We start from the raw sequence: 21,492 nt of genomic DNA on the forward strand, positions 1-21,492 counted from the left end.
TCCATGGAATGCTTCAATATAGGTTCGGGACAGGGTCGGCGCGACTTCACGTTTAGGTTGCCCGCCGCGATCATTTACAAACGTCCTCCGGTTAGACATAATAAATTCATGTCCGCCGCCCCGGGGGGGCGACTTACTGTGCGGCAAGCCAACGAAGGAGCAACCAAAGATGCAGCAGAACATCCTGTTCGACCTGGACGATACGCTGATCCATTGCAATAAATACTTCCATTTCGTGCAAGCGCAGTTCGCCGACCTGATGACCACCTGGTTCGCGCCGTTCGGCCTGACCAAGCAGGCCGCGCTGGCCAAGCACAGCGAGATCGACATCGCCGGCGTGCAGATCGTCGGCTTCAAGAGCGAGCACTTCCCTCAATCCTTCGTCGATACGTATCGCTATTACAGCGCCCTCCACGGACGCACCGAATCCGCCGACGAGGAGGCGCTTTTGTGGAAGCTGGGCCTAAGCGTGTTCGAGCAGGAGACGGAGCCTTACCCTTACATGAACGAGACGCTCGAATCGCTCGCGGCCGCAGGTCACCGGCTTCATTTATATACGGGCGGCGACCCGGACATTCAGAAGCGCAAGATCGAAGCAGCCGGCCTTCAGCGTTATTTTCGCGACCGCATCTATATTCGTCTGCACAAAAACGTCGAGGCGCTCAAGGAGATCGTACGTGCGCAAAAGCTGCGAATCGACCGGACCTGGATGGTGGGCAATTCGGTCCGCACGGACGTCCTGCCCGCGCTGTCCTGCGGCCTCCATGCGATCTATTTGAAGCAGGAGCTTGAATGGGACTACAACGTGCTGCCGATCGCGGACGCGAAGCCGAGCGGCGCCTTTCTCACGCTGTCCTCGCTGCGTCAGATTCCTTCCGCGATCGACGCCTATTTGACGCAGGGCTGACCGGGGGGGCCGCGACGTCTCGTCGTCAGGATCCGACGATGCGCCTGAATCGATCGTATGCCGCGGCGTCCGCGCCGCCAGCGCGGGCTGCAAGATGGTAGAAGCTGTAAGGAAACTTGAACGCATGTCCAAAATCCCAGGCCGCTTTGCTTCGGTCCCGCTCCCAGAAGGCCGCTTCGGTCGGCAGCGAAGCCGCCGCTGGCGCCGGCGCCAGCGGCTCCCGGTCGACCGGCGAGTTGAGTTGAATCGAGGCGCCGGAACGAAGCTCCCGGCTGGCGCGCAGAACGTGAACGAGCTTGAAGAGCGGCACGAGCCCTCTTTTGAACAATTCCGGATAACCCAGTTCTTCGAGCGTGACGAGCGCATGCGAAAAGGTGAGCATATGGCCGATCAGGTCGTGATGGGCTTCCGCTCTATAGACGTTCTCGAAGGACGCCAACTCGCGCAGCATCGCGCGCGACAGCGCGGCTCCGTCTTCGATGCCCGCGCCTCCTTCCTCCTCTCCAAGCGTCAGCGCCTTCACTTCAGACGTCTTATAGCCGATCCAGGAGCGTCCCGGAATTTTCCCTTTGAACGCGCGAATCAGCGCCGCGATCGCCGCCATCTCCGACGCCTCGCCCCAGCCGTCCAACTCGCGGATCGCCTTCATGCTCGCCGCCGCGTAGATCGCGTTGTGACCGACCCAGTGCAGGCCGTCGATCGTCTCCTCCAGCGCCTCCGCGATCGTCCGCTCGTCGGCGCTTGCGCCGCGCTTGGGCATCGTCTCCAAAGTACCGCGATCCGGCGGCATGGATGCTGTCGGCGTTTCAAGGCGGTCGGACACCATTCGATTCGCTTCGTTCGCGATTTTCCGCGCGACGCCGTCATCCAGACGATTTTCGGCGATAAAAAAAATAAGCGGCGATCGCCGCCGCGCCAAAATGCGCCTCCCAAATATCGCCGGTCCGCCTCATGCACGAGGCGATAACCGTCAATCCTTTTTCCAAAAGCGCGCGATCCGTCATGAAGCGCTCTCCTCCTTCGCCCTTCCGATCGATACGAGTTTGCCGTAAATGGCGCGAACGCCGTCCGACCAATGCGGGTCCTCCGCATAGGTCCGATTCATCCAGGCAAACGGCTCTTCCCCGTCCGGCACGCCGGAAACCAGCTTGGCGAGCAGCTTCGCGGCGATGCCCGACGAATCGCGAATGTTCGTATTGTACGTCTCCCAGCTATGGAAAACGTTAAACGGATTGTTCGCGATCTGCGTCGCTTTTTTTGGCGGACTTCGGGACAAAGCCTTGCTCCTGACCGGCCACCGCAAAGAGCAGCAGCGGATCGACGCCGCGTTCGCGCGCGCTCTCGACGATCGCCTCGAAGTAAGGCCGCTCGGCGAGAAGCGAATCCCGTCCGGACAGGTAGTTCTTCACCGCCGCCGCATCGAATGCCGAATAGGCGAATCTGGCGGACGCATCGGCTAGCTCGGCGACCGGCCGCGCGGCGGAGCGATCCAAGACCGCTTCGCGCGCAGTAGGATTCGGTTCGCTCCCTTGCTGCGAAAATGATGCATGCAGCGTAGCCGTCATGGCGAACAGCAGCACGGCCGCCAGAACGAGCGGCCGCATGGCGGCCGGCGAGCGCCGGTACGCGCCTGGAGAGCCGGCAGCCGCGTGGCAGGCTTGACCTTCGTCAAGGGCAAAACGCAAGGCGCCGCCTGAAACAAAACCATCGTTCGCTGCGCCTGATCCGCCGGCGACAAGCGCCTGCTGCGTCGTTGTAGCGCTGCCGAACGGGAGCTTGCCGGAAGGCGTTGCTTCTGCAAGACCGGATTTTAGTACGTATCCGTTTTCAGTCCGCTCAGCGATCCGCTCCAGCGTCCATTCGGCCGCCGTTCGCTCGTTCAGCCAGCTAAGCAGGCTCGCCGCGTGCGCTTCCTCCGCGAGCGCCAAATCGGCGCAAACGCGCAGCACGTCCTGCGGATACACCTCGCGCCGCTCGCCAACGACGCATGACGCCACGAGACGGCCGGCCGCTTCGTCTTTTAGCGCTTCCGGCCAATCCGGCAGCCGCTTGCGGATCGTGCGCACGACCGCGTCGGCGACGATCTCCGCCTGTCGGCTTGCTGGCATCGGCGCGTATTTTGTCCTGACGTACCGTCTGATGACCGACACGTCGCCCGGCGTCAACAATGCGTCCTCCGTCATCGCCGCCATGCCCCCCTCCGTCCGCCAGATGCCTGTCCGATTCCGAATATGCTTTTCATAGTTTAGCATACCTGCGAACCTTGACAAAGCCAAGCGCCGCAAGGAACTTGCAGCGCCAAACCGAAGACTTGAACAGTGCCCCCCGATCTAGCCCTTCCGCGCGGCTTCCGCGATCCGCGCCTGCATCTCGTCGCTGCGAATATAGCGTTCGATCTGCTCCTTTTCGAATATCGTGAACTGGTATTCGCAGTCGATTCCTTCGTCGAGCGCCTCGATCTGGATCGGATGTCCGGCATGCGTGCACACGGCTAGCGCCGTCAGGTCGATAACATCGTCCGGCAGCGGCGTCGACGCGTCCAAGCGAAGCCGCAGCTCCGCATCGATCCATTGCGCGTCGCGCCGTTCGACGCTCGCTTCGAATCCGGTAAATTTGAGTTCCTTCGGCCGATCTTCGCCATATCGAAACATTGCCTTTTCCTCCGTCCGCAACAAAGGGCCGCCACCCGACGTCTTCGCTTCGAAGACGTCTCGGGTGCGACCCTGATTTATCAATCCGCTTGCGCGTCCATCGACGAGTCTTGATTAAGGCAGCATCGTCGAACCCATCAGATAGCGGTCGACTTCGCGCGCAGCCTCGCGGCCCTCGTTGATCGCCCATACGATGAGGCTCTGGCCGCGGCGCATGTCGCCTGCCGCGAACACCTTTTCGACGCTCGTCTTATACTTGCCGTAAGCGGCCTTTACGTTCGTCCTGCGGTCCGTCTCAAGACCAAGCTGCTCGACGAGCGTCGACTCGGGACCTTCGAAGCCGACGGCGACGAGCACGAGGTCAGCCGGCCAAACTTTCTCGGTACCGGGAATCTCTTCGTACACCTTGCGTCCCGTCTCGTCGACGTAGCGGCGAATCTGAACGGTGTGCAGCTCTTTGACGTTGCCGTCTTCGTCGCCGACGAACTTCTTCGTCAATACGGAAAACGCGCGCGGATCTTCGCCGTACAGCACCTTCGCCTCTTCGTGCGCGTAATCGAGCGTGTAGACGTTCGGATACTCCGGCCAGGGGTTGTTGATCTGGTCGCGCGTGAGCGGGGCCTTGGCATGCGTGCCGAATTGGGAAACGCTCGTGCAGCCGTGTCGCAGCGCCGTCGCGACGCAGTCCGTGCCGGTGTCGCCGCCGCCGATAACGATGACATGCTTGTCCTTGCCCGAGATATAGTTGCCGTCCTCAAGGTTGGAGTCGAGATAGCTCTTGATCGTGCCGTTCAGATAATCCATCGCGGGATGGATTCCCTTCAGGTCGGCGCCTTCGACGGGACCGAGTCCGCGCGCCTTGGTCGCGCCGCCGCACAGGACGATCGCGTCATACTCTTCGGCGAGCTGCTTGGCGGAAATGTCCTTGCCGATCTCGGTGTTCGTCACGAACGCGATGCCCTCTTCGGCGAGCAGGTCCACGCGGCGCTTGACGATATGCTTCTCGAGCTTCATCGTCGGGATGCCGTAGGTGAGCAAGCCGCCCGCACGGTCGGCGCGCTCGAACACCGTCACGCTGTGACCCGCCTTGTTCAGTTGGGCGGCGGCGGCAAGTCCCGCAGGTCCGGAGCCGACGACGGCGACGCGCTTGCCGGTCCGATGCTTCGGCGGCTGCGGCACCACCCAGCCCTCTTCGAAGGCGCGGTCGATGATCGCCTGTTCGATCGTCTTGATCGTGACCGGGTCGCCGATGAGGCCGACGGTGCAGGAGCCTTCGCAAGGCGCGGGACAGACGCGGCCCGTGAACTCGGGGAAGTTGTTCGTCTTGGCGAGCCGTTCGTATGCCTCTCTCCACAGTCCGCGGTAGATGAGGTTGTTCCATTCGGGTATCAGGTTGTTGACCGGGCAGCCCGAAGCGCCTCCGGACAATTCCATGCCGGTATGGCAATAAGGCGTGCCGCAGTCCATGCAGCGCGCGCCCTGGGTGCGCAGCTGTTCTTCGGAGAACATGCGGTGGAACTCGTTCCAGTCCTTGATCCGTTCAAGGGGGTCGCGATCGCTTGGCAGCTCGCGTTGATATTCCATAAATCCCGTAGGCGTCGACATCCCATTTCCTCCATCTGTCGGTAATTCGCGTGTCTGGCCGCGTTCGCCGCAGGGTCAGAGCACCGTTATATATGATAGACCATCTTACCTGACGACCCGTGTCATCAGAATGGATTATCCCCTCTATTGTTTGCACTTTCCGCTGTGCGGCGCTCGTAGACGCACATATCGAAGGCGATCGGATTGCGCTCGTCCGCCGCCTGCGACTTTTTGGACGCAAGCAGCCAATCCGAACGTTCGAACGGCGGGAATACGGCGTCCCCTTCCACGGCTTCGGAAAGCTCCGAAAGCAGCAACCGGTCCGCATGCGGCAGCAAGCTGCGCATAAACGTCCGCGCCGCCCGCAACCATCAGCTCTTCGCCGCCGTAGCGCGCGAGCGCCTCCTCTACGGAGCGGACGATGACGCAGCCCTCCGGAGCTTCGGCCATCGTCCTGGACAAAATGACGTTCGTCCGCCCGGCCAGCGGCTTCGGCAGCGAGCGGAACGTCTTGCTTCCCATCAATACGGGCTTGCCCATCGTCCGGGCTTTAAAATAGGCCATCTCGTCCTTCAGACGCCAAGGCAGGGCGTTATCCGCCCCGATGACGCCGTTCTTCGCGACGGCGGCGATCAACGTGACGGACATGCGCCACCGCCTCCCTGCTATCGTTCATTTGTGTAACTATCATAACATACGAGGCTTCCCGGCGACTATCAGCCAAAAAACGACTGTTTATCGACAACGACGCGACGTCCTACACCGCTACCGGCGCCTTGATCGCCGGATGGTGCTCGTAGCCCTCGAACACGAAATCTTCGAACTTGTAATCGAAAATGGAATCGGGCTTGCGCAAAATGGAAAGCCTGGGCAGCGGCAAAGGCTCGCGCGTAAGCTGCAGCTTCACTTGCTCGAGATGGTTCGCGTAAATGTGAACGTCCCCGCCGGACCAGATGAACTCGCCGACATCGAGGCCGCATTGCTGGGCGACCATGTGGGTGAGCAGCGCGTAGGAGGCGATATTGAATGGCAATCCGAGGAACGTATCGACGGAACGCATCGTCAGCATGCACGAGAGCTTGCCGTCGGCGACGTAAAATTGAAAAACGAAGTGGCACGGCGGCAGCTTCATTTTGTCGATCTCCGCGACGTTCCAGGCGCTGACGATATGACGGCGCGATTCGGGATTGCGCTTGATGGCGTCCACGACCTGCGCGATCTGATCGATCGTGCGCCCGTCCGGCGTCTCCCAGGCGCGCCACTGCGAGCCGTAGACCGGACCGAGATCGCCGTTGCCGTCCGCCCATTCGTCCCAGATCGAGACGCCGTTTTCCTTGAGGTACCGAATGTTCGTCTCTCCGCTCAGGAACCAGAGCAGCTCGTGCACGACGCTTTTCAAATGGATGCGCTTCGTCGTGACGAGGGGAAAGCCGTCCTGCAGATCGAAGCGCAGCTGCCTGCCGAATACGCTGATCGTGCCGGTGCCCGTCCGGTCCTCTTTCTTCGTGCCATGGTCCAAAATATCCTGTAAAAGGTCCAAATAATTACGCAAGCGCCGTCTCACCTTTTCATCGTAACGTTATTTCCCGATTGTATCATTTGTCCCGTCCATCTGTCGACGAATACCGCTGTCCCCGCCGCAGCTGGCGCTGCTCGTAGCGGGCGGGCGCGCTCTCGTGCAACAGCCGCTCCTCCTCGGTCTCCGGATATACGCCGGGCACGGGCGCGGACTTGCCGTCAGGCCCAAGCGCGACGAACGTGCTGAACGCGGTAACGGTAAGCCGCCGGTCGCCCGTGAACAGATCCTCCGCGCGGACGACGCAGTAAATCTCCATGGAGCTGCGATGCGTCCAGGTGACGCACGCCTCGAGCTCGAACGCCTCGCCGACGCGGATCGGCGACAGAAAATCGAGGCTGTCCTGGGAGACGGTCACGACGGGCATATGACAGTGCCGCATCGCGGCGATCGTCGCGATCTTGTCGATATACTGCATGAGCGTGCCGCCGAACATCGTGCCGTGGTAATTCGTATCGCCTGGAAAGAGCATCTCGGTCAGCACGGAACGGGACGCCGAGATCGGTCTGGATGGAGCGTTCATCGTATGCGTTTCCTCTTTTCTAATGCAGCGCGCCGTTCGATTCGCCGCGACTCGCGGGGTTTGTGTCTCTACATTATAGCGCAAGATCGCCCGCGGCGCGCTTGCATCGCCCCGATAAAAAAAAGACAGCCGGCCAAGGCTGTCTTACCTTCCGATCAAAGCGACAACCATCGCAAGCAGCGATTGGCGGATGCGCCCGGGCCTGCCGCCTAGCGAATTCGCGTCGATGCGTCCGTCTGCGTCGAAATGACCGAGCTCCCGGTATTCGGCCAGCTTTTCGAGCGTGTATTGAATATCCAGCATGGGGATTCCTCCTTCGCGCGCCGCATGACCGCTTTGCCGCCGGCGCGTCTTTGTTGTCTCCATTATGCGTTGTTCAAAAGAGGATAAAAAGCGTATAATGCATTCAATGAATTTCCCCTTTTAATAAGAGACATGCTGCGAAACAACGAGGAGGCGACGGAAATGCTGACGGCGGAACGGTATTTGACGCTATTCGAACGCTTCGAGAACGGACGCGGTTTGAAGGAGCCAATCGAGGCCACGCTGGAGGAACTCGCCGAGACGCTGTATTGTACGCCCCGCAACGCCAAGCTCGTGCTCAAAAAGCTCGAGGAAGACGGCCTGATCGGCTGGCTGCCCGGCCGCGGACGCGGCCATCGCTCCCATATTGCCTTCAAAGCGGACAAGGAGGCCTTTTTTATTCGGGCTGGTCACGGGCAAGGCGGAGCACGGCGACTACCGGATGTCGTTCGAGCTGATCTCGCGCTTCGGCGAAGGCACCGATGTCAAGGCCAGGTTCATCGATTGGCTGAACGTCAGATTCGGCTATCAAAAGGAGACCGTCGGCGGGCGCCCGGAGTGCGACACGCTGCGGATTCCCGTCTACAGGCAGGTGCAGACGCTCGATCCCGGCTGCGCGAACTTCGCGTTCGACGGCCACCTGATGTATCACATTTACGACCGTCTCGTCACCTTCGACGAGACGCTCGGACGAATCGTGCCGGGCGTCGCGCATGCCTGGATCTCCGATCAGGCGGGCACGGAGTGGACGTTTTACCTGCGAAAAGGCGTATGCTTCCACGACGGTGGCGAGCTGACGAGCGACGACGTCGTCTTTACGTTCGAACGGCTACGACAGCCGGACGTGCCGAACAGCTGGATGATGCGAAGCCTGGCGCGGGTCGAGGCGCTTGGCCCGCGCACCGTGCGCTTTTCGCTCTCCAAGCCGAATCGCATCTTCGACCGTTTCCTGTGCGCTGCCGCGGCCTCCATCCTGCCGCTCGACCTGCGCGGCTTGGGCGAAGCCTACTGGCAGTTGCCGGTCGGGACCGGCGCCTTCCGGCTCGTTACGCTGTCTCCCCATCGGATCGAACTGAGCGCCAATACGGCGTATTACTCGGGACGTCCATTTCTCGACGTCGTGGACATCGTCATCATGCCCGAGGATTGCCGCGAGCGGTCCACGATCGGGATGCCCTCCGTCATGCGCGCGCCGGGCGACGCGGACGAGCACGACGGCCTGGATCCGGCCATGGACTGGCAGGCGCTGGCGCGCCTATGCAACGGCTGTACGATGCTGACCTGGAACACGAACAAACCAGGCTGGCAGCAGCGGGAAGCGTTCCGCAGCGCCGTCCGCCAAATGCTCGATCCGGTGGCGATGCAGGCCGATCTCGGCGGCGAACGCGCGCTGCCCGCCTATTGTATTCGGCCGGAAGACAGCTTGAAGTACATCGCCAAGCCAGCGGGCGAGGCGCAGATTCGCGAGACGCTGCACGCTTCCGGTTATGACGGCGAGACGCTGCGGCTGCTCGTGCACGAAAAATACGAGCTGGACGGGAAATGGATCGCGGCGCGGCTCGAACGCTACGGCGTGCGCGTCGATCTTTTCGCGGCCGACTGGCGGCAAGCGGTCGATCCGGACATCATCGCAAGCGGTGACTTAACGGTATCCGGCATCATCCTCGCCGAGGACGAAGTATGCGAGATCGATATGTACGAGCACGAGGCCTGCATGACAAGCGCCTATTTGAACGCGGAGCTCAAAAAGTGGATTTCCGAGCGGATCGACCGCGCGCTGGCCGCGTACAGCGCAGAGGAGCGCCGCGGCCACATGCGCGAGATCGAGGACCGGCTTCGCGAGGAATGCTATCTCGTCTTTCTGCACCATCGCCGCCTGAGCACGCAGATGCACCCCTCCGTCAGAGGCGCCAGCTTCAGCCCGCAGGGTTGGATCGATTTCAAGCACATTTGGCTGGAAAAGGTCGTTTGATCCGTTCGATCGAACGCCGAACGAAAAAAGAGGAAAGCGGCCGAAAAATCACTCGGCGCTTTCCTCTTTTATGTTCGCAAAGCTTATTTTTTTGGCGCGATCGTATGGATCGGATGACCCATCGCGAGCTCTGCCGCGTCCATCGTAATCTCGCCCAGCGTCGGGTGAGCGTGGATCGTCAGGGCGATATCCTCGATCGTGGCGCCCATCTCGATCGCGAGACCCAGCTCGGCGATCATGTTGGACGCTTCGACGCCGGCGATCTGCGCGCCGACGACAAGGCCCGTGTCGACTTCGGAGATCAGCTTCAGGAAGCCGTCCGCGCCGTTCAGCGTGACCGCGCGTCCGTTGCCGCCGAACGGGAACTTGCTCGACTTGACGTTCAGGCCCTTATCCTTCGCTTCCTTCTCCGTGTAGCCGACGCTTGCGCATTCCGGATCGGAAAACGCGACGGCGGGAATGCACTTGTAGTCGACCTTGGACGGCAGGCCCGCGATCGCTTCGGCGGCGACCTTCGCTTCGTACGAAGCTTTGTGAGCCAGCGCTGCGCCCGGCACGATGTCGCCGATCGCGAAAATGTGCTTGATGTTCGTGCGGCATTGCTCGTCGACTTCGATCAGGCCGCGGTCGGTCGTCTTGATGCCGATCAGGTCGAGGCCCAGCTCGCCGTCGGTGTTCGGACGGCGTCCGACGGTGACGAGCAGGTAGTCCGCGGTGACGGTCTTCTGTTCGCCGCCGACTTCGTACGTCACGGTGACGTCCTTGTCGCTTTGCTCGGCGCCCTTGGCGAGCGCGCCGTTGACGATGTCGACCTTGTTTTTCTTCAGCTTCTTGACGACGAGGTTGCTCATGTCCTTGTCGAAGCCCGGCATGATCGTGTCCGCGCCCTCGAGAATCGTGATCTCGGTGCCGAATTTGGCGTACATCTGGCCGAGCTCGATGCCGATGTAGCCGCCGCCGATGATGACCATGCTCTTCGGCACTTCAGGCAGCGACAGCGCCTCGGTCGAAGACAGGATGCGTCCGCCGAACGGGAAGGGCTTCAGCTCGATCGGGCGGGAGCCCGTCGCGATGATGCAATTTTTAAAGCGATAGCGAGGCGCCTCCTGGTCGTTGAACAGGCGCGCTTCGTTTTCGTTGATGAACATGACTTCGCCCTGGAACATTTGAACCTTGTTCGCCTTGAGCAGCATCTCGACGCCGCTCGTCATCTTGTTAACGACGGAATCCTTGTAAGTTTGCACTTTGCCGAAGTCGACCTTGACGTTCTCGGCCGACAGGCCGTAGTCCTCGGCATGCAGCATCGATTCGTAGTGGTGCGCGGAGTTGATCAGCGCCTTGGACGGAATACAGCCGACGTTAAGACATACGCCGCCGAACTTGCCCTTGTCCGCGATGATAACCTTCTGGCCGAGCTGTGCCGCGCGGATGGCCGCGACGTATCCGCCGGGGCCCGCGCCGATTACTAATGTGTCGATGTCCAGAGAAGCGTCTCCTACTACCATCGATTACACCTCCATGACGAGCAGCTCAGGATCGCTAAGCAGCTGTTTAATGTAGTTAACGAATTGTTGTGCGGTCGCGCCGTCGACGATGCGGTGGTCGAAGCTCAAGCTGAGCGCCATGACCGAAGCGGGTACGATCTCGCCGTTTTTGATGACCGGCTTCTGATCGATGCGGCCTACGCCGAGGATCGCGGATTCAGGGAAGTTGATGACAGGCGTGAAGAACAGGCCGCCGGCCGAACCGATGTTGGTGATCGAGATCGTGCTGCCTCTCAGCTCGCCCGCGCCCAGCTTGCCGTCGCGGCCGCGGGTCGCCAGATCCTTGATTTCCTTGGCGATGTTCCAGATGTTCTTGCGATCGGCGTCGAAGACGACCGGCACGAGCAAGCCATTGTCCGTGTCGGTGGCGATGCCGATGTTGTAATACTTCTTGAACACGATCTCGTTCGCGGCTTCGTCGATCATCGCGTTCATGACCGGGAACTCGCGTACGGCTGCGACCAGCGCCTTGACGATGAAAGGCAGGTAAGTCAGCTTGACGCCCTTCTTCTCCGCGAACGCTTTGGAACGGTTGCGCAGCGCGACGAGCGCGGTGACGTCCACTTCGTCCATCAGCGTGACGTGCGGCGCCGTGTAGACGGACTTGACCATCGCGTTCGCGATTGCCTTGCGAATGCCCTTGAACGGCACGCGTTCTTCGACGCCAGGGCCGGATTGCGCGGCGCGCGCTGCAGGCGCTGCGGCTTGCGCGGCAGCAGGCGCGGCATCCGCGGACGAAGCTTCGCTCTTCGCAGGCGCTCCGCCTTCGGCGAAGCCGGCAACGTCCTCGCGGGTGATGCGGCCGTTCTTGCCGGTGCCGGCGACGTCTGCGATGGCAACGCCCTTCTCGCGGGCGAACTTGCGCACGCTCGGCGTAGCGAGCACGAGCGCGGCGTCCTTGGCGGCCGGCGCGGGTGCCGCGGCTTCGGCTGGCTTCGCCGCCTCTCCTGCCGTCTCTTGGGCCGGCGCCTGGGCCGGCTGCCCCTTCAGGTCGGCTCCGCCTTGCGCGGAAGCGGCTTCGCCGCTGTGGCCGGAAGGTTCGGCGCCATGGTCGCCGCCCGCTTGCTCGGGCAGTTCGCCTTCGGCATCGATGATGGCGACGACTTCGCCGACGCGCATCGTCTGGCCGTCTTTGCCGAACACTTCAAGCACCTTGCCGTTGACCGGGCAAGGCACTTCCATGATGGCCTTGTCGTTCTGCACTTCCATCAAAATATCTTCGTCGGTCACGGCTTGTCCGGCGGCGATGTGCATTTTGACGATCTCGCCTTCGTGCAGACCTTCGCCGAGCTCCGGGAACCGGTATTCGAATCTAGCCATGCGCTATTCCCTCCTTCACTTTAGAACTGAAGCGTTTGGTTGGCAGCCTTCACGATGCGAGCGGGCGTCGGCAGCCAGGCATCCTCGATCAGCGCGAACGGATACACCGTATCAGGACCAGCGACGCGGAGCACCGGAGCCTCCAGGTGAAGAATCGCTTTTTCGTTGATCTGCGCGATGATCTCGGCGGCGGCGCCGGAAGTCTTCTGCGCTTCTTGAACGACGATCGCGCGATTCGTCTTCTGGATCGATGCGACGATCGTGTCGATATCGAGCGGCACGAGCGTGCGCAGGTCGATGACTTCGGCGGATACGCCGTTCTTGGCGAGCTCGTCGGCGGCCTTGATCGCGGTGTGGACCATCAACCCATAGGCGATGATCGTAATATCTTTGCCCTCGCGGACGACGTTCGCCTTGCCGAGGGGTACCGTGTACTCGCCTTCAGGCACCTCGTCCTTGAACGCGCGGTACAAGTTCAGGTGCTCCATGAAAAACACCGGATCGTTGTCGCGGATCGCGGAGATCATGAGACCCTTGGCATCCGCCGGGTTCGAAGGCACGACGACCTTGATGCCCGGCGTCTGGATAGCCAGGCCTTCGAGCGAGTCGGTGTGCAGCTCGGCAGCCTTGACGCCGCCGCCGAACGGCGTGCGGAAGACGATCGGCGCGTTGTAGCGTCCGCCGGAACGGTAGCGCAGGCGAGCGGCCTGCACGAACATTTGGTCGAGCGCCTCATAAATAAAGCCTACGAATTGAATCTCTGCGATCGGACGGAAGCCTTGGGTGGCAAGTCCGACAGCGAGCCCGCCGATCGCGGACTCGGCCAGCGGCGTATCGAATACGCGCTGCTCGCCGAACTCCGCCTGCAAACCCTCGGTCGCGCGGAAGACGCCGCCGACTTTGCCGACGTCTTCGCCGAAGAGCAGGACGCCGGGATCGCGCTTCAGTTCGACGCGCAACGCGTCCTTGATCGCTTCAATCATGTTCATTTGCGCCATTGGATGTTGTTCTCTCCCATCTAGAGGATGACGGCCGCGATAGATGCGGCTGTACCGTATATATTGAGCGGGCCGGCACAACGCGGGCCCGTGTCGGGCGCGCCGGATGCATCGGCATTCCGCGCGCGTCCTCGGTTAGCGATCAGAAATCGGCTTTTTGCTCTTCGAGGTGCGGCGGCGTCGTCTCGAACATCGAGTCGATCAGCCCCGCGACCGTCATCTTCTCGGTCTGCTCGGCCTTTTTTGATGTGTTCGTTCACCGCCGCCTTGGCTTCTTCCTTGACGCGAGCCGTGTCCTCTTCCGACCACAGACCCTTCGATTCAAGATATTTGCCGAAACGTACGAGCGGATCGCGGAGCAGCCATTCCTGCTCCTCTTCCTTCGTGCGGTACTTGGTCGCGTCGTCGGACATCGAGTGCGGTCGGAAGCGGTACGTGACGGCTTCGATCAGCGTCGCGCCTCCGCCTTCGCGGGCGATCTCGGCGGCTTCCTGCACGGCGGAGATGACCGCCAGCACGTCCATGCCGTCGATCTTGACGCCGCGAATGCCGGCGGCGAGCGCCTTGTGGGCGATCGACTGGGCGGCGGTCTGCTTGGCGAACGGCGTCGTGATGGCATAGCCGTTGTTTTGCACGAAGTAGATGACCGGCAGCTTGAACGAGCCTGCAAAGTTCATGCCCTCGTAGAAGTCGCCCTCGGAGGAGCCGCCGTCGCCCGTATACGTGATCGCGACGCGCTTCTCGTTCTTCAGCTTGAAACCCATGGCGACGCCCGTCGCGTGCAAAATCTGCGCGCCGATGATGATCTGCGGCATCAGCACGTTGACGCCTTCGGGAATCTGGCCGCCGTGCTGGTGGCCGCGCGAATACAAAAACGCCTGATACAGCGGCAGACCGTGCCAGACGAGCTGCGGCATGTCGCGGTAGCCCGGGCAGACGAAATCTTCCTTGGTCAGCGCGTATTCGCTGCCGACCATCGTGCCTTCCTGGCCGGATACCGGCGCATAGAAGCCCAGGCGTCCTTGACGTCCCAGATTCACCGCGCGGTCGTCCCAGGTACGGGTAAATACCATTCGGTACATGATTTCCTTTAATTGCTCGTCGGACAGGTTCGGCATCGCTGCCGCGTTGACGACTTCGCCTTCTGGGGACAATACCTGAAGCGGCGTGACGTCTTCCGAATGCACAATATGCGCTGCTTGCTGTCCCGGCTTGGCCGGCGTATCCAAAGATCCTTTGCTCATCGTTACATCTCCTCGTCATGAATTGTGGAAGAGGGGTTTCTGTTATAGAATTATTATATAGCTGCCATAGTGGTTTGGTCAAAGTAAAAAAAGGCATATTTATTGAATTCTTCCCCGTTGAAAGCGCAATATGTTTATAGTACAGTTTCAATTATGTTGTATAACACATTAATACAAATCCCGAACAGCCGCCCTTAAAATGGCAGGCGCGGCAACGAACATTCCTATGTTTTGCCCATGCCGGGGCGCTGCCATACCCGATTCGGGTCACGAGAAAGGAACGATGTCCAATGTCCGATTCCCCTGTCCGCAGAACCGTCGTCAAACACACGATTCCCAGCAATTACCTCCAAGCCGGCGAACGCGCCGTCCGCTTCTATTTACCTCCAGGGTATCAGGAGTGGCTCAGCTATCCGGTCGTTTATTGCCAGGACGGAGAAGATTTTTTTAATTTCGGCAGAATCGCCACGATCTCCCACGGTCTCATTCTCGAAGAGAACTGGGAACCGTTCATCATCGCGGCCGTCGACGTCGACAAATCGGTGCGCACCGAGGAATATTTGCCCGGCAGCGAACGGCACGAAGCTTATTTGAATTTCTGGCTGCGCGAGCTCGTTCCCTTCGTCGAAAAAACGTTCGCCGCCCGCGCCTCCGCGGAAGCGCGATTGCTTGCCGGCGACTCGCTCGGGGCTACCGTCTCCTTGTCCATCGCCCTGCGGCGCCCGGACATGTTTAACCGTCTCCTGTCGTTGTCCGGGGCGTACTACGGCGCATCGATCGCGCAAATGAAGGAAGCCGGCGATTTGTCCTGGCTATCCGCCTGGATGACGGTCGGTCTGCAGGAGACCGCGTACGAGACCGAGCGCGGCGTACACAACTTCGTTGAACTGAACCGCGCGGCAAAGCGAATCCTCGAAGACAAGGGCGCTTACGTCGATTACCGGGAAAAAGACGGCGAGCATAAATGGGGATTTTGGCAAAAGGAGCTGCCGGAGGCGCTGGGCGCGTTCCTTGGGCCGAAGGCGCATATGTAACAAAAGGCAGTCGTTGAAGTCATGGATCACATGACTTCAACGACTGCCTTTTTTGAATGCGCAATTGATTTATGTATTGACTCTTGGGTTTGACTGCATTGGTTGCGATCGTCCTCGTTACAGTATTGTTCTATGGTCTTTCTTACTTGAATAACCGAACGCATACAGATCAGGATGAAGCTATAGCAACCAATATTGAAGTGGCAATTTCAAATGCGCCTCTCGTTATTACCGGAAAGGTAATAGACTGCAAAGGAGAACCGCGAAATCTGAGACGAAACGTGTCTGATCCGACTAAAGAAAATCAAGAGGTTGTTGTCCCGGGAACAGACTATCGTGTCCTCGTATCTAAAGTGTTAAAGGGAGATTTAGTCGCTGGAGATGAGATTAAGATCGCAATAGGCGGAGGAAATTACAGAAATGCGAAAGCCCCCCTTGCGAGCAACTTTGGTTGCAGGCGAGGAATACATTTTTACAATCGCGTAAAGCGGCGCAGACGGTCCGAATTACTATGGAATTATCGAACCCTTTATCTACCAGTTAAAAGAAGGACGCATGATTGCCGTGAGCAACATCGAGAAGTACAAAAATGCTTTTCAAGAATCCGCGATGAGTGAAGAGGAGTTTTACAGTAAATTCAAGTGAATGAAGGAAGCCGAGACGATGCGCCTCGGCTTTCTTCATTCTTTTTTAAGGTACAGTCACTCTCTTACTTTGCGGCCGCGCTCACTTCGCCGGTCTCCAACAAATGTGCAAGCAGTCTCTCGCTCGCTTCGCTAATCAACTCGTATGTCTCTTCAAAATTCCCGGTATAGTAAGGGTCCGGCACATCGGCCAGACGCGAGCCCGGCACGAACGACAGGAAGCGAACGACCTCTGCTTTCGTCTCGTTCCCGAGCGCTTCGCGGATCGCCTTCACATTGCTCTCGTCCATGGCGACGAGCAGATCGAAACGCTCCCCGTCTTCCGCCCGAATGCCGCGCGCCACCATGCCTTCGTAGGAAATGCCTTGACCTTCTAAAATTCGGCGCGTGCCTTCGTGCGGCGGCTTGCCCAAGTGCCAATCGCCGGTGCCGCAGGAGTCGATCTCGATCGATTCCGCGAGCCCCGCCTTCTCTACCCGGTCCCGGAACACGGCCTCGGCCATCGGCGAGCGGCAGATGTTGCCCAGACAGACGAACAATACGCGATACATGTTCATATTCCCTTCCCCTTCTTCTGCGGCCGATGCATCGAAGCTGCCGTAAGCATGCAGCTTTCTGCGCGGCAGGCGCCACTTGTAATGAACCGACAGCATCCGCATCGTCACGGTGGCGGCGAAAAGCGCGAGCAGCGCCCAGGCGGCCCGCATCGGCCCGATCCCCACGGCCATTCCCGCGAGCAGCGCCCATACCGCGTAAATCTCATCGCGGAGCACGAGCGGCTTGCGTCCCGCCATAATATCGCGGATCATGCCGCCGCCGATCCCCGTCATCATCGCGGCGACCATGACGGCGCTGACCGGCAGCCCCGCCTCTACGGCGTACAGCGCGCCTTGAATCGCGAACGCGGCCAACCCGATGGCGTCGAAAAACGCTTCGCTTTTTTTCCAATGATAAATCCACGCGTTCGGGAGCACGAATACGATCACGATCGAAATTACCGCCGTCTTGAGCAGAAGGCCTTGGCTCCAAAGCGTCGTGACGGGCACGCCGATAAGCAAATTGCGCACGACCCCGCCCCCGAAGGCGGTCACGAGTCCGAGCACGAATACCCCCAGCATATCGTAATGCTCCTCCATCGCGACGATCGCGCCGCTCACGGCGAAGGCGATGGTGCCGATAATGCTGAACCATTCAAATACGTCCAAAGTCAAAACGAATACCCCCGGGCATTTCTCGATTCGAGGCGGCGCTGTTTTGATTCGACCCCGCAAACCGCCTCATCTATTTTATCGGCTACCGCGTGGCGGCTGCAACGGAGAAATTGAACCAAAACCGTCGGACCTGCCGTCGCATCCAGGCGCGTCTGCCGTTATACTGTATAGATACATATGGAATATGCGGCTATGACCGCAATCGACTGGCAGGAGGAACAGCCCTTGTCTCACCAACCATCCGCACCGCGCGCCGTCATCTATACGGGAGGCAACCTCGGTCCATGGAGCCTCTCCCTTGCCCGGCGCGGCGACTATCTCATCGGCGCCGACAAAGGCGCCTACTATCTCGTTCAGAACGGCATCGCGCCGCATCTGGCGCTCGGCGACTTCGACTCGGTCGATGCGGACGCCCTTGCGCGAATCCGTGCGGAAGCGCTTGAAACGGCCGCGTTCGACGCGGTGGACAAGGACTGGTCCGACACCGAGCTCGCGCTCCGGGAAGCGCTGGCGCGCGGCTATCGGGACATCGTCATCGCAGGCGGACTCGGCTCCCGGTTCGACCACAGCCTTGCTAACGTACAGTTGCTGGCCGTCGCCGCGCAAGCCGGCGCGACGGCCATGCTCGTGGACGAACACAACGAGATCCGTCTGTTGACCGAATCGGGCAGGCTGAACGCGGACGAACGTTACCCTTACGTATCCCTGCTCCCGTTGACGCCGGAGGTGACAGGCGTCACGCTGACGGGCTTCGCTTATCCGCTTAACGAAGCGACGCTGCGCCACGGCATGTCGCTCGGCGTCAGCAACCTGCTGACTGCCGAAGAAGGCCTCATCTCGCTGCGCAGCGGATCGTTGCTCGTCATTCGCAGCAGAGATTGACTCGCCATGCGAGCGAGCGGCCCGACTCTGCCGCTTGCTCGCATGGCGAGACGTCCGCTGACAAGTTTGGTTTACGAATCGATTCGCATCAGCATTTCCTCCAGCAGCCGCACGCGGGCGAGCGAAGCCCGAAGCAGCCCAAGCCCGATGTCCGGATACAAGCGGACAAGACGGGTAAGCGCCTCCCGCTGCAAGCCGAGCGCCCGCACGTCGCCCAGCAGCGCGTGCGCCGAAACCGTCGAAGCCGATTCGTCCAGCGCCGAGGTGGCGCCGCACACTTCGCCCGCCCCCAGCACGCCGAGCGTCGCCTCGAGGCCGGCCGCGGTGACGCTCGTCAATTCCACGTTCCCGTGCACGATCACATAGAGCGCATCGCTGATCTCCCCCCCGAAGCAGCAGCGCTTCGCCGTCCTCGAACAAGCGCTCCGACGCGATGCCGGCGATCAAACCAAGCTCCTCGAGCGTCAAATCCGCAAAAAAAGGTACGTTTTTCAAATAGATGACTTTGCCGAGCCTGCCGAGCGCTCCCTGCGCTTCCATTTGGCCATCATGCTCCCTTCCCGCTTCCGCAGCCATCTCCGGCCACCAATCGTCCGTCGAGCTTGAAGCATGGGCGAGCGCCAGACGCGCCTCCTCCATCGTCGCCGGCTGCCGCCCCAATTCCTCGTAGTCGGTCTGAAGCACGACGGAGAGGCGCTGCGCAAGCCGTCGTTCTCCCGCGCCTTCGGCGAGTACCTCCAACCCGCTGCTCCGCGTCTCGTCGTCCGGATCCGCGAGCGCGCGGCGGATCGAAGCGACGACCTGCTCGTCGGTCAGCCGCACGAGCAAAGACCAGACGCCTTCGAGCACCCGTTGGCGTTGGCCGTCGAAGCGAAGCGCAGCAAGCTCGGCCAGCTCTTCTCTGCCGACTTGGCGAAAGGCGGACGCGTAACGGGCAACATGGTCGAGCTCGCCCATTCGCCGCAGCGCCTCGTCCGTCAGCCTCCCTCGAATGTCCGTCTCCGGCAGCAGCGCGACAAGCGCGCCGACCGCGACGCGCCACGTCTGCGCGTGCGCCCCGGGCAATGCCTCGAGCAGCGGCTGAATCGACCGGTCGCCCATGTCGATCAGCGCTCGCTCGGTGACGAGCAGCAGCTCTTGGTCGCCAGCCGGCAGTCGCTCGAGCAGTTGAGGGACGACGTGCGCCGAGCCGAGCTTGCCCAGGCAAGACGTCGCCGCGAGTCGAACGGACGGATGCGTATCGAGCAGCAATCGTTCGACCTGCCCCTCGAAGCGCGTCAGCCGAAGCGCCGCCACGACGCCGCAAACGTGGGCGGCGGGCTCTCCGCCCTGCCCGAGCAGACGCTCGATCGCCTCGAAGCACGCTTCGTAGCTCGATTCGCTCTCCAGCGCATACATCGCCTTGACCGCCTCGGCGACGACCGCCGGATGCGAATCGAGAAGCTTGACCCGCAAAAAGAAAAAAGCTTGCGAAGACAGATGCTTCATCATCGCCATCCGTTTGACGCCCTCCGCCCGCACGGCGGGCTCCTCGTCCTCCAGGACGGCGCCGATCCGCACGAGCGCCTGAAGATCGGCGCCGCTCAGCTTCATCGCCCTAAGCGCCGCCGTCCGCACGCCAGGGCTGGCATCGCCAAGCAGATCGAGCAGCTCCGGCAAATATCGTTCGTCCTGCGTCCGTCCGACAATGTCGGCGGCGATCTGTCTCACGCCTTCCTGTTCGTGCCGAAGCATCGCCAGCACGGCGCCCATCGCTTTCGCATTGCTGAAAAATTCCCGGTAAGAGTCCACCAGCTCAAGATCGTTCAGCCCGAGCGTCTGGACGCCTTTGACGAGCTCGCGCATATATAGGCGCCGCACCGTCCAGGCGAGCGCCGTGAGCAGCAGAGCCCCGCCCGCGCCGATCGCCGCCAAGGCAGGAAAGCCAAGGCCCGCCGCCTTGTGCAGCGACTGCAGCCCGGCGCCGAGCAAAATGCCGAAAAAGGAAGCCAGCCCCTGCGCCGCATACCGGTATCCGTCCCGATGCTGAATCGGCAGCGTCTTGTAATACAGCTGGAAGGAAGGTTCCGCCGAATAAAAAATCAACACGTTCGTGAGCATGTAAGCGCCGGCGGCGGCCGTGACGGCCGCCGCCCCGCTGCCGAGGAACAGTACGGACAAGCCGAACGCCGCCGCGTACGCCGCCGCGATCGCGACGAGCATGCCGCTCGCGCCGAACCAGGAGACGAGCTTGCCCGATACGAGCTGGACGGCAAACGCCAGCAAGAAAAGCAGCGTCGATACGATGCCGAACATGCGGCCGAACTGCTGCTCGTCCGGATACGACGCATGGGCCGTATTCAAAAACAAAAACTCCGCCAAATAGTATAACGCGGGCATGAGCGTCATCAGCCCCATGACCCCGAGCAGGAACGGGGAGCGAAACGTGCGTTTCATATAATCGAAAGAAGACGCACCCGACTCTTCGGCGGCCTGCGCCTTTAACGCGAGCGGCACCAAGTATTGCGCGATCGCCCTCCGATAGTTGAATGACGCCGCGATCAGAAGCAATGGGCCGAGGCCGTAAACCAGCTCGGCGCCAAGCGGACTAAGCGCTTGCGTGAGGAGGCCGCCGGCCGCGCCGCCGAGCGTCGCGCCCGAGACGAACAGCGGCATGAGCCGCTTCGCCTGCTGCGTCGGGCATACGTCGACGGCCAGGCTCCACAGCAGCACCGTCTGCTGGCGCACGACGAAGCTCGAGGCGAGAAACAAAACCGGATAAAACCAGCGCGCGTCCAGATCCGCCAGCTTCAGCGCCGCCAGAACGCCCGAGGCCGCAAGCAATATCGCCGTCATGACGGCGTACATCGTTTTCATCAGCGCCGGCTTGGACAACTTCATGGCCAGCCAGCTCATGAACCACGCCTCGAGCGGCAATATGAACGCTTCTCCCGTGTACAAGTACGGCAAGTATTCGCTGCCGAACCGTTGGCTGAACAAGGTAATGAAGCCGTTGTAAGTAAGCGCCTCGGCGATGCCGCATATTAAAAAAAATCGGGGCCATCAACCGCAGCTTGCGCCGGTCCTCCGCACGAACGCCCAATCTGCCGAGGGCTTGCG

17 protein-coding genes and 5 pseudogenes are annotated in these 21,492 nt (G+C 60.9%); 5 read left to right on the plus strand and 17 right to left on the minus strand.

The features are described 5' to 3' along the window. Positions 1-169 precede the first annotated feature (169 nt). Positions 170-907 carry an HAD family hydrolase gene (locus OMP40_RS28985; RefSeq protein WP_277536545.1) on the plus strand — a complete coding sequence of 246 codons (738 nt, stop codon included), beginning with the start codon at positions 170-172 and terminating at the stop codon, positions 905-907. A gap of 25 nt (positions 908-932) precedes the next feature. Here OMP40_RS28985 and OMP40_RS28990 read toward each other — a convergent pair whose 3' ends face one another. The 10 genes and pseudogenes from OMP40_RS28990 to OMP40_RS29035 form a co-directional block, all read right to left on the minus strand. After that, positions 933-1,826 carry a hypothetical protein gene (locus tag OMP40_RS28990; RefSeq protein ID WP_277536547.1) on the minus strand — a complete coding sequence of 298 codons (894 nt, stop codon included), beginning with the start codon at positions 1,824-1,826 and terminating at the stop codon, positions 933-935. 81 nt (positions 1,827-1,907) lie between these two features. After that, positions 1,908-2,183, minus strand: coding sequence for a hypothetical protein (locus OMP40_RS28995; RefSeq protein WP_277536549.1), 276 nt, complete (start codon positions 2,181-2,183; stop codon positions 1,908-1,910). Further along, positions 2,131-3,099, minus strand: coding sequence for a lysozyme family protein (locus tag OMP40_RS29000; RefSeq protein WP_277536551.1), 969 nt, complete (start codon positions 3,097-3,099; stop codon positions 2,131-2,133). The genes OMP40_RS28995 and OMP40_RS29000 overlap by 53 nt, the downstream gene beginning before the upstream one ends. A 138-nt stretch (positions 3,100-3,237) precedes the next feature. Continuing rightward, positions 3,238-3,558 carry a hypothetical protein gene (locus OMP40_RS29005; RefSeq protein ID WP_277536552.1) on the minus strand — a complete coding sequence of 107 codons (321 nt, stop codon included), beginning with the start codon at positions 3,556-3,558 and terminating at the stop codon, positions 3,238-3,240. A 114-nt stretch (positions 3,559-3,672) separates the two neighbouring features. Beyond that, the gene (locus OMP40_RS29010; protein ID WP_277536554.1) at positions 3,673-5,163 is read right to left on the minus strand and encodes a glutamate synthase subunit beta; all 1,491 of its coding nucleotides are present in this window, start codon (positions 5,161-5,163) and stop codon (positions 3,673-3,675) included. Positions 5,164-5,267: 104 nt separating this feature from the next. Beyond that, entirely contained in the window at positions 5,268-5,489 is a 222-nt protein-coding gene (locus OMP40_RS29015) for a dihydrofolate reductase (protein ID WP_277536556.1), read from the minus strand. Between the two features lie 40 nt (positions 5,490-5,529). Then, positions 5,530-5,790 (minus strand): annotated as a pseudogene (locus OMP40_RS29020) (dihydrofolate reductase); the annotation flags it as partial. A 109-nt stretch (positions 5,791-5,899) separates the two neighbouring features. Then, positions 5,900-6,694, minus strand: a complete 795-nt coding sequence (thyA, locus tag OMP40_RS29025; RefSeq protein ID WP_277536557.1) for a thymidylate synthase — start codon at positions 6,692-6,694, stop codon at positions 5,900-5,902. Positions 6,695-6,737: 43 nt separating this feature from the next. Next, positions 6,738-7,241, minus strand: coding sequence for an acyl-CoA thioesterase (locus tag OMP40_RS29030; RefSeq protein ID WP_277536558.1), 504 nt, complete (start codon positions 7,239-7,241; stop codon positions 6,738-6,740). Between the two features lie 144 nt (positions 7,242-7,385). After that, positions 7,386-7,544, minus strand: coding sequence for a hypothetical protein (locus tag OMP40_RS29035; RefSeq protein WP_277536561.1), 159 nt, complete (start codon positions 7,542-7,544; stop codon positions 7,386-7,388). Positions 7,545-7,706: 162 nt separating this feature from the next. Here OMP40_RS29035 and OMP40_RS42435 point away from each other — a divergent pair. Together OMP40_RS42435 and OMP40_RS29040 are read left to right on the plus strand one after the other, a co-directional pair. Next, a pseudogene (locus OMP40_RS42435) lies at positions 7,707-7,877 on the plus strand (SgrR family transcriptional regulator); the annotation flags it as partial. Positions 7,878-7,911: 34 nt separating this feature from the next. Further along, positions 7,912-9,516, plus strand: coding sequence for an ABC transporter substrate-binding protein (locus OMP40_RS29040; protein ID WP_277536563.1), 1,605 nt, complete (start codon positions 7,912-7,914; stop codon positions 9,514-9,516). A gap of 83 nt (positions 9,517-9,599) precedes the next feature. Here OMP40_RS29040 and lpdA read toward each other — a convergent pair whose 3' ends face one another. From lpdA to pdhA, 4 genes and pseudogenes are all read right to left on the minus strand, one after another. Continuing rightward, a complete protein-coding gene (gene lpdA, locus OMP40_RS29045) occupies positions 9,600-11,021 on the minus strand; it encodes a dihydrolipoyl dehydrogenase (protein ID WP_277536564.1) in 1,422 nt (473 codons plus the stop codon). Between the two features lie 3 nt (positions 11,022-11,024). Continuing rightward, positions 11,025-12,380, minus strand: coding sequence for a dihydrolipoamide acetyltransferase family protein (locus OMP40_RS29050; RefSeq protein WP_277536566.1), 1,356 nt, complete (start codon positions 12,378-12,380; stop codon positions 11,025-11,027). Between the two features lie 20 nt (positions 12,381-12,400). Then, positions 12,401-13,378, minus strand: a complete 978-nt coding sequence (locus OMP40_RS29055; RefSeq protein WP_090112494.1) for an alpha-ketoacid dehydrogenase subunit beta — start codon at positions 13,376-13,378, stop codon at positions 12,401-12,403. Positions 13,379-13,520: 142 nt separating this feature from the next. Continuing rightward, positions 13,521-14,622: pseudogene (gene pdhA / locus OMP40_RS29060) on the minus strand (pyruvate dehydrogenase (acetyl-transferring) E1 component subunit alpha). A gap of 290 nt (positions 14,623-14,912) precedes the next feature. On the opposite strand from pdhA, the gene OMP40_RS29065 reads away from it, so the two are divergent. Next, complete coding sequence (locus OMP40_RS29065) at positions 14,913-15,656, plus strand: alpha/beta hydrolase (RefSeq protein WP_277536575.1); 744 nt, start codon at positions 14,913-14,915, stop codon at positions 15,654-15,656. A gap of 709 nt (positions 15,657-16,365) precedes the next feature. On the opposite strand, the gene OMP40_RS29070 is transcribed toward OMP40_RS29065, so the two are convergent. Together OMP40_RS29070 and OMP40_RS29075 are read right to left on the minus strand one after the other, a co-directional pair. After that, complete coding sequence (locus OMP40_RS29070; protein WP_338131335.1) at positions 16,366-16,857, minus strand: low molecular weight protein-tyrosine-phosphatase; 492 nt, start codon at positions 16,855-16,857, stop codon at positions 16,366-16,368. 51 nt (positions 16,858-16,908) lie between these two features. Beyond that, a pseudogene (locus OMP40_RS29075) lies at positions 16,909-17,511 on the minus strand (trimeric intracellular cation channel family protein); the annotation flags it as partial. 192 nt (positions 17,512-17,703) lie between these two features. On the opposite strand from OMP40_RS29075, the gene OMP40_RS29080 reads away from it, so the two are divergent. Then, positions 17,704-18,393 carry a thiamine diphosphokinase gene (locus OMP40_RS29080; RefSeq protein WP_277538098.1) on the plus strand — a complete coding sequence of 230 codons (690 nt, stop codon included), beginning with the start codon at positions 17,704-17,706 and terminating at the stop codon, positions 18,391-18,393. A 1,194-nt stretch (positions 18,394-19,587) separates the two neighbouring features. Here OMP40_RS29080 and OMP40_RS40585 read toward each other — a convergent pair. Next, positions 19,588-21,288 (minus strand): annotated as a pseudogene (locus tag OMP40_RS40585) (HEAT repeat domain-containing protein); the annotation flags it as partial. Positions 21,289-21,492 lie beyond the last annotated feature (204 nt).

Source organism: Cohnella rhizosphaerae (assembly GCF_029525575.1).
Lineage (GTDB): Bacteria > Bacillota > Bacilli > Paenibacillales > Paenibacillaceae > Cohnella > Cohnella rhizosphaerae.

Excerpts from the sequence above, each read along its gene's own strand:
- OMP40_RS28985 (WP_277536545.1), top strand. The coding sequence starts at position 170 with ATGCAGCAGAACATCCTGTTCGACCTGGACGATACGCTGATCCATTGC.
- OMP40_RS29000 (WP_277536551.1), bottom strand. The coding sequence starts at position 3,099 with ATGGCGGCGATGACGGAGGACGCATTGTTGACGCCGGGCGACGTGTCG.
- OMP40_RS29005 (WP_277536552.1), bottom strand. The coding sequence starts at position 3,558 with ATGTTTCGATATGGCGAAGATCGGCCGAAGGAACTCAAATTTACCGGA.
- OMP40_RS29010 (WP_277536554.1), bottom strand. The coding sequence starts at position 5,163 with ATGTCGACGCCTACGGGATTTATGGAATATCAACGCGAGCTGCCAAGC.
- OMP40_RS29015 (WP_277536556.1), bottom strand. The coding sequence starts at position 5,489 with ATGCGCAGCTTGCTGCCGCATGCGGACCGGTTGCTGCTTTCGGAGCTT.
- OMP40_RS29030 (WP_277536558.1), bottom strand. The coding sequence starts at position 7,241 with ATGAACGCTCCATCCAGACCGATCTCGGCGTCCCGTTCCGTGCTGACC.
- OMP40_RS29035 (WP_277536561.1), bottom strand. The coding sequence starts at position 7,544 with ATGCTGGATATTCAATACACGCTCGAAAAGCTGGCCGAATACCGGGAG.
- lpdA (WP_277536564.1), bottom strand. The coding sequence starts at position 11,021 with ATGGTAGTAGGAGACGCTTCTCTGGACATCGACACATTAGTAATCGGC.
- OMP40_RS29050 (WP_277536566.1), bottom strand. The coding sequence starts at position 12,380 with ATGGCTAGATTCGAATACCGGTTCCCGGAGCTCGGCGAAGGTCTGCAC.
- OMP40_RS29055 (WP_090112494.1), bottom strand. The coding sequence starts at position 13,378 with ATGGCGCAAATGAACATGATTGAAGCGATCAAGGACGCGTTGCGCGTC.
- OMP40_RS29065 (WP_277536575.1), top strand. The coding sequence starts at position 14,913 with ATGTCCGATTCCCCTGTCCGCAGAACCGTCGTCAAACACACGATTCCC.
- OMP40_RS29070 (WP_338131335.1), bottom strand. The coding sequence starts at position 16,857 with ATGAACATGTATCGCGTATTGTTCGTCTGTCTGGGCAACATCTGCCGC.
- OMP40_RS29080 (WP_277538098.1), top strand. The coding sequence starts at position 17,704 with ATGACCGCAATCGACTGGCAGGAGGAACAGCCCTTGTCTCACCAACCA.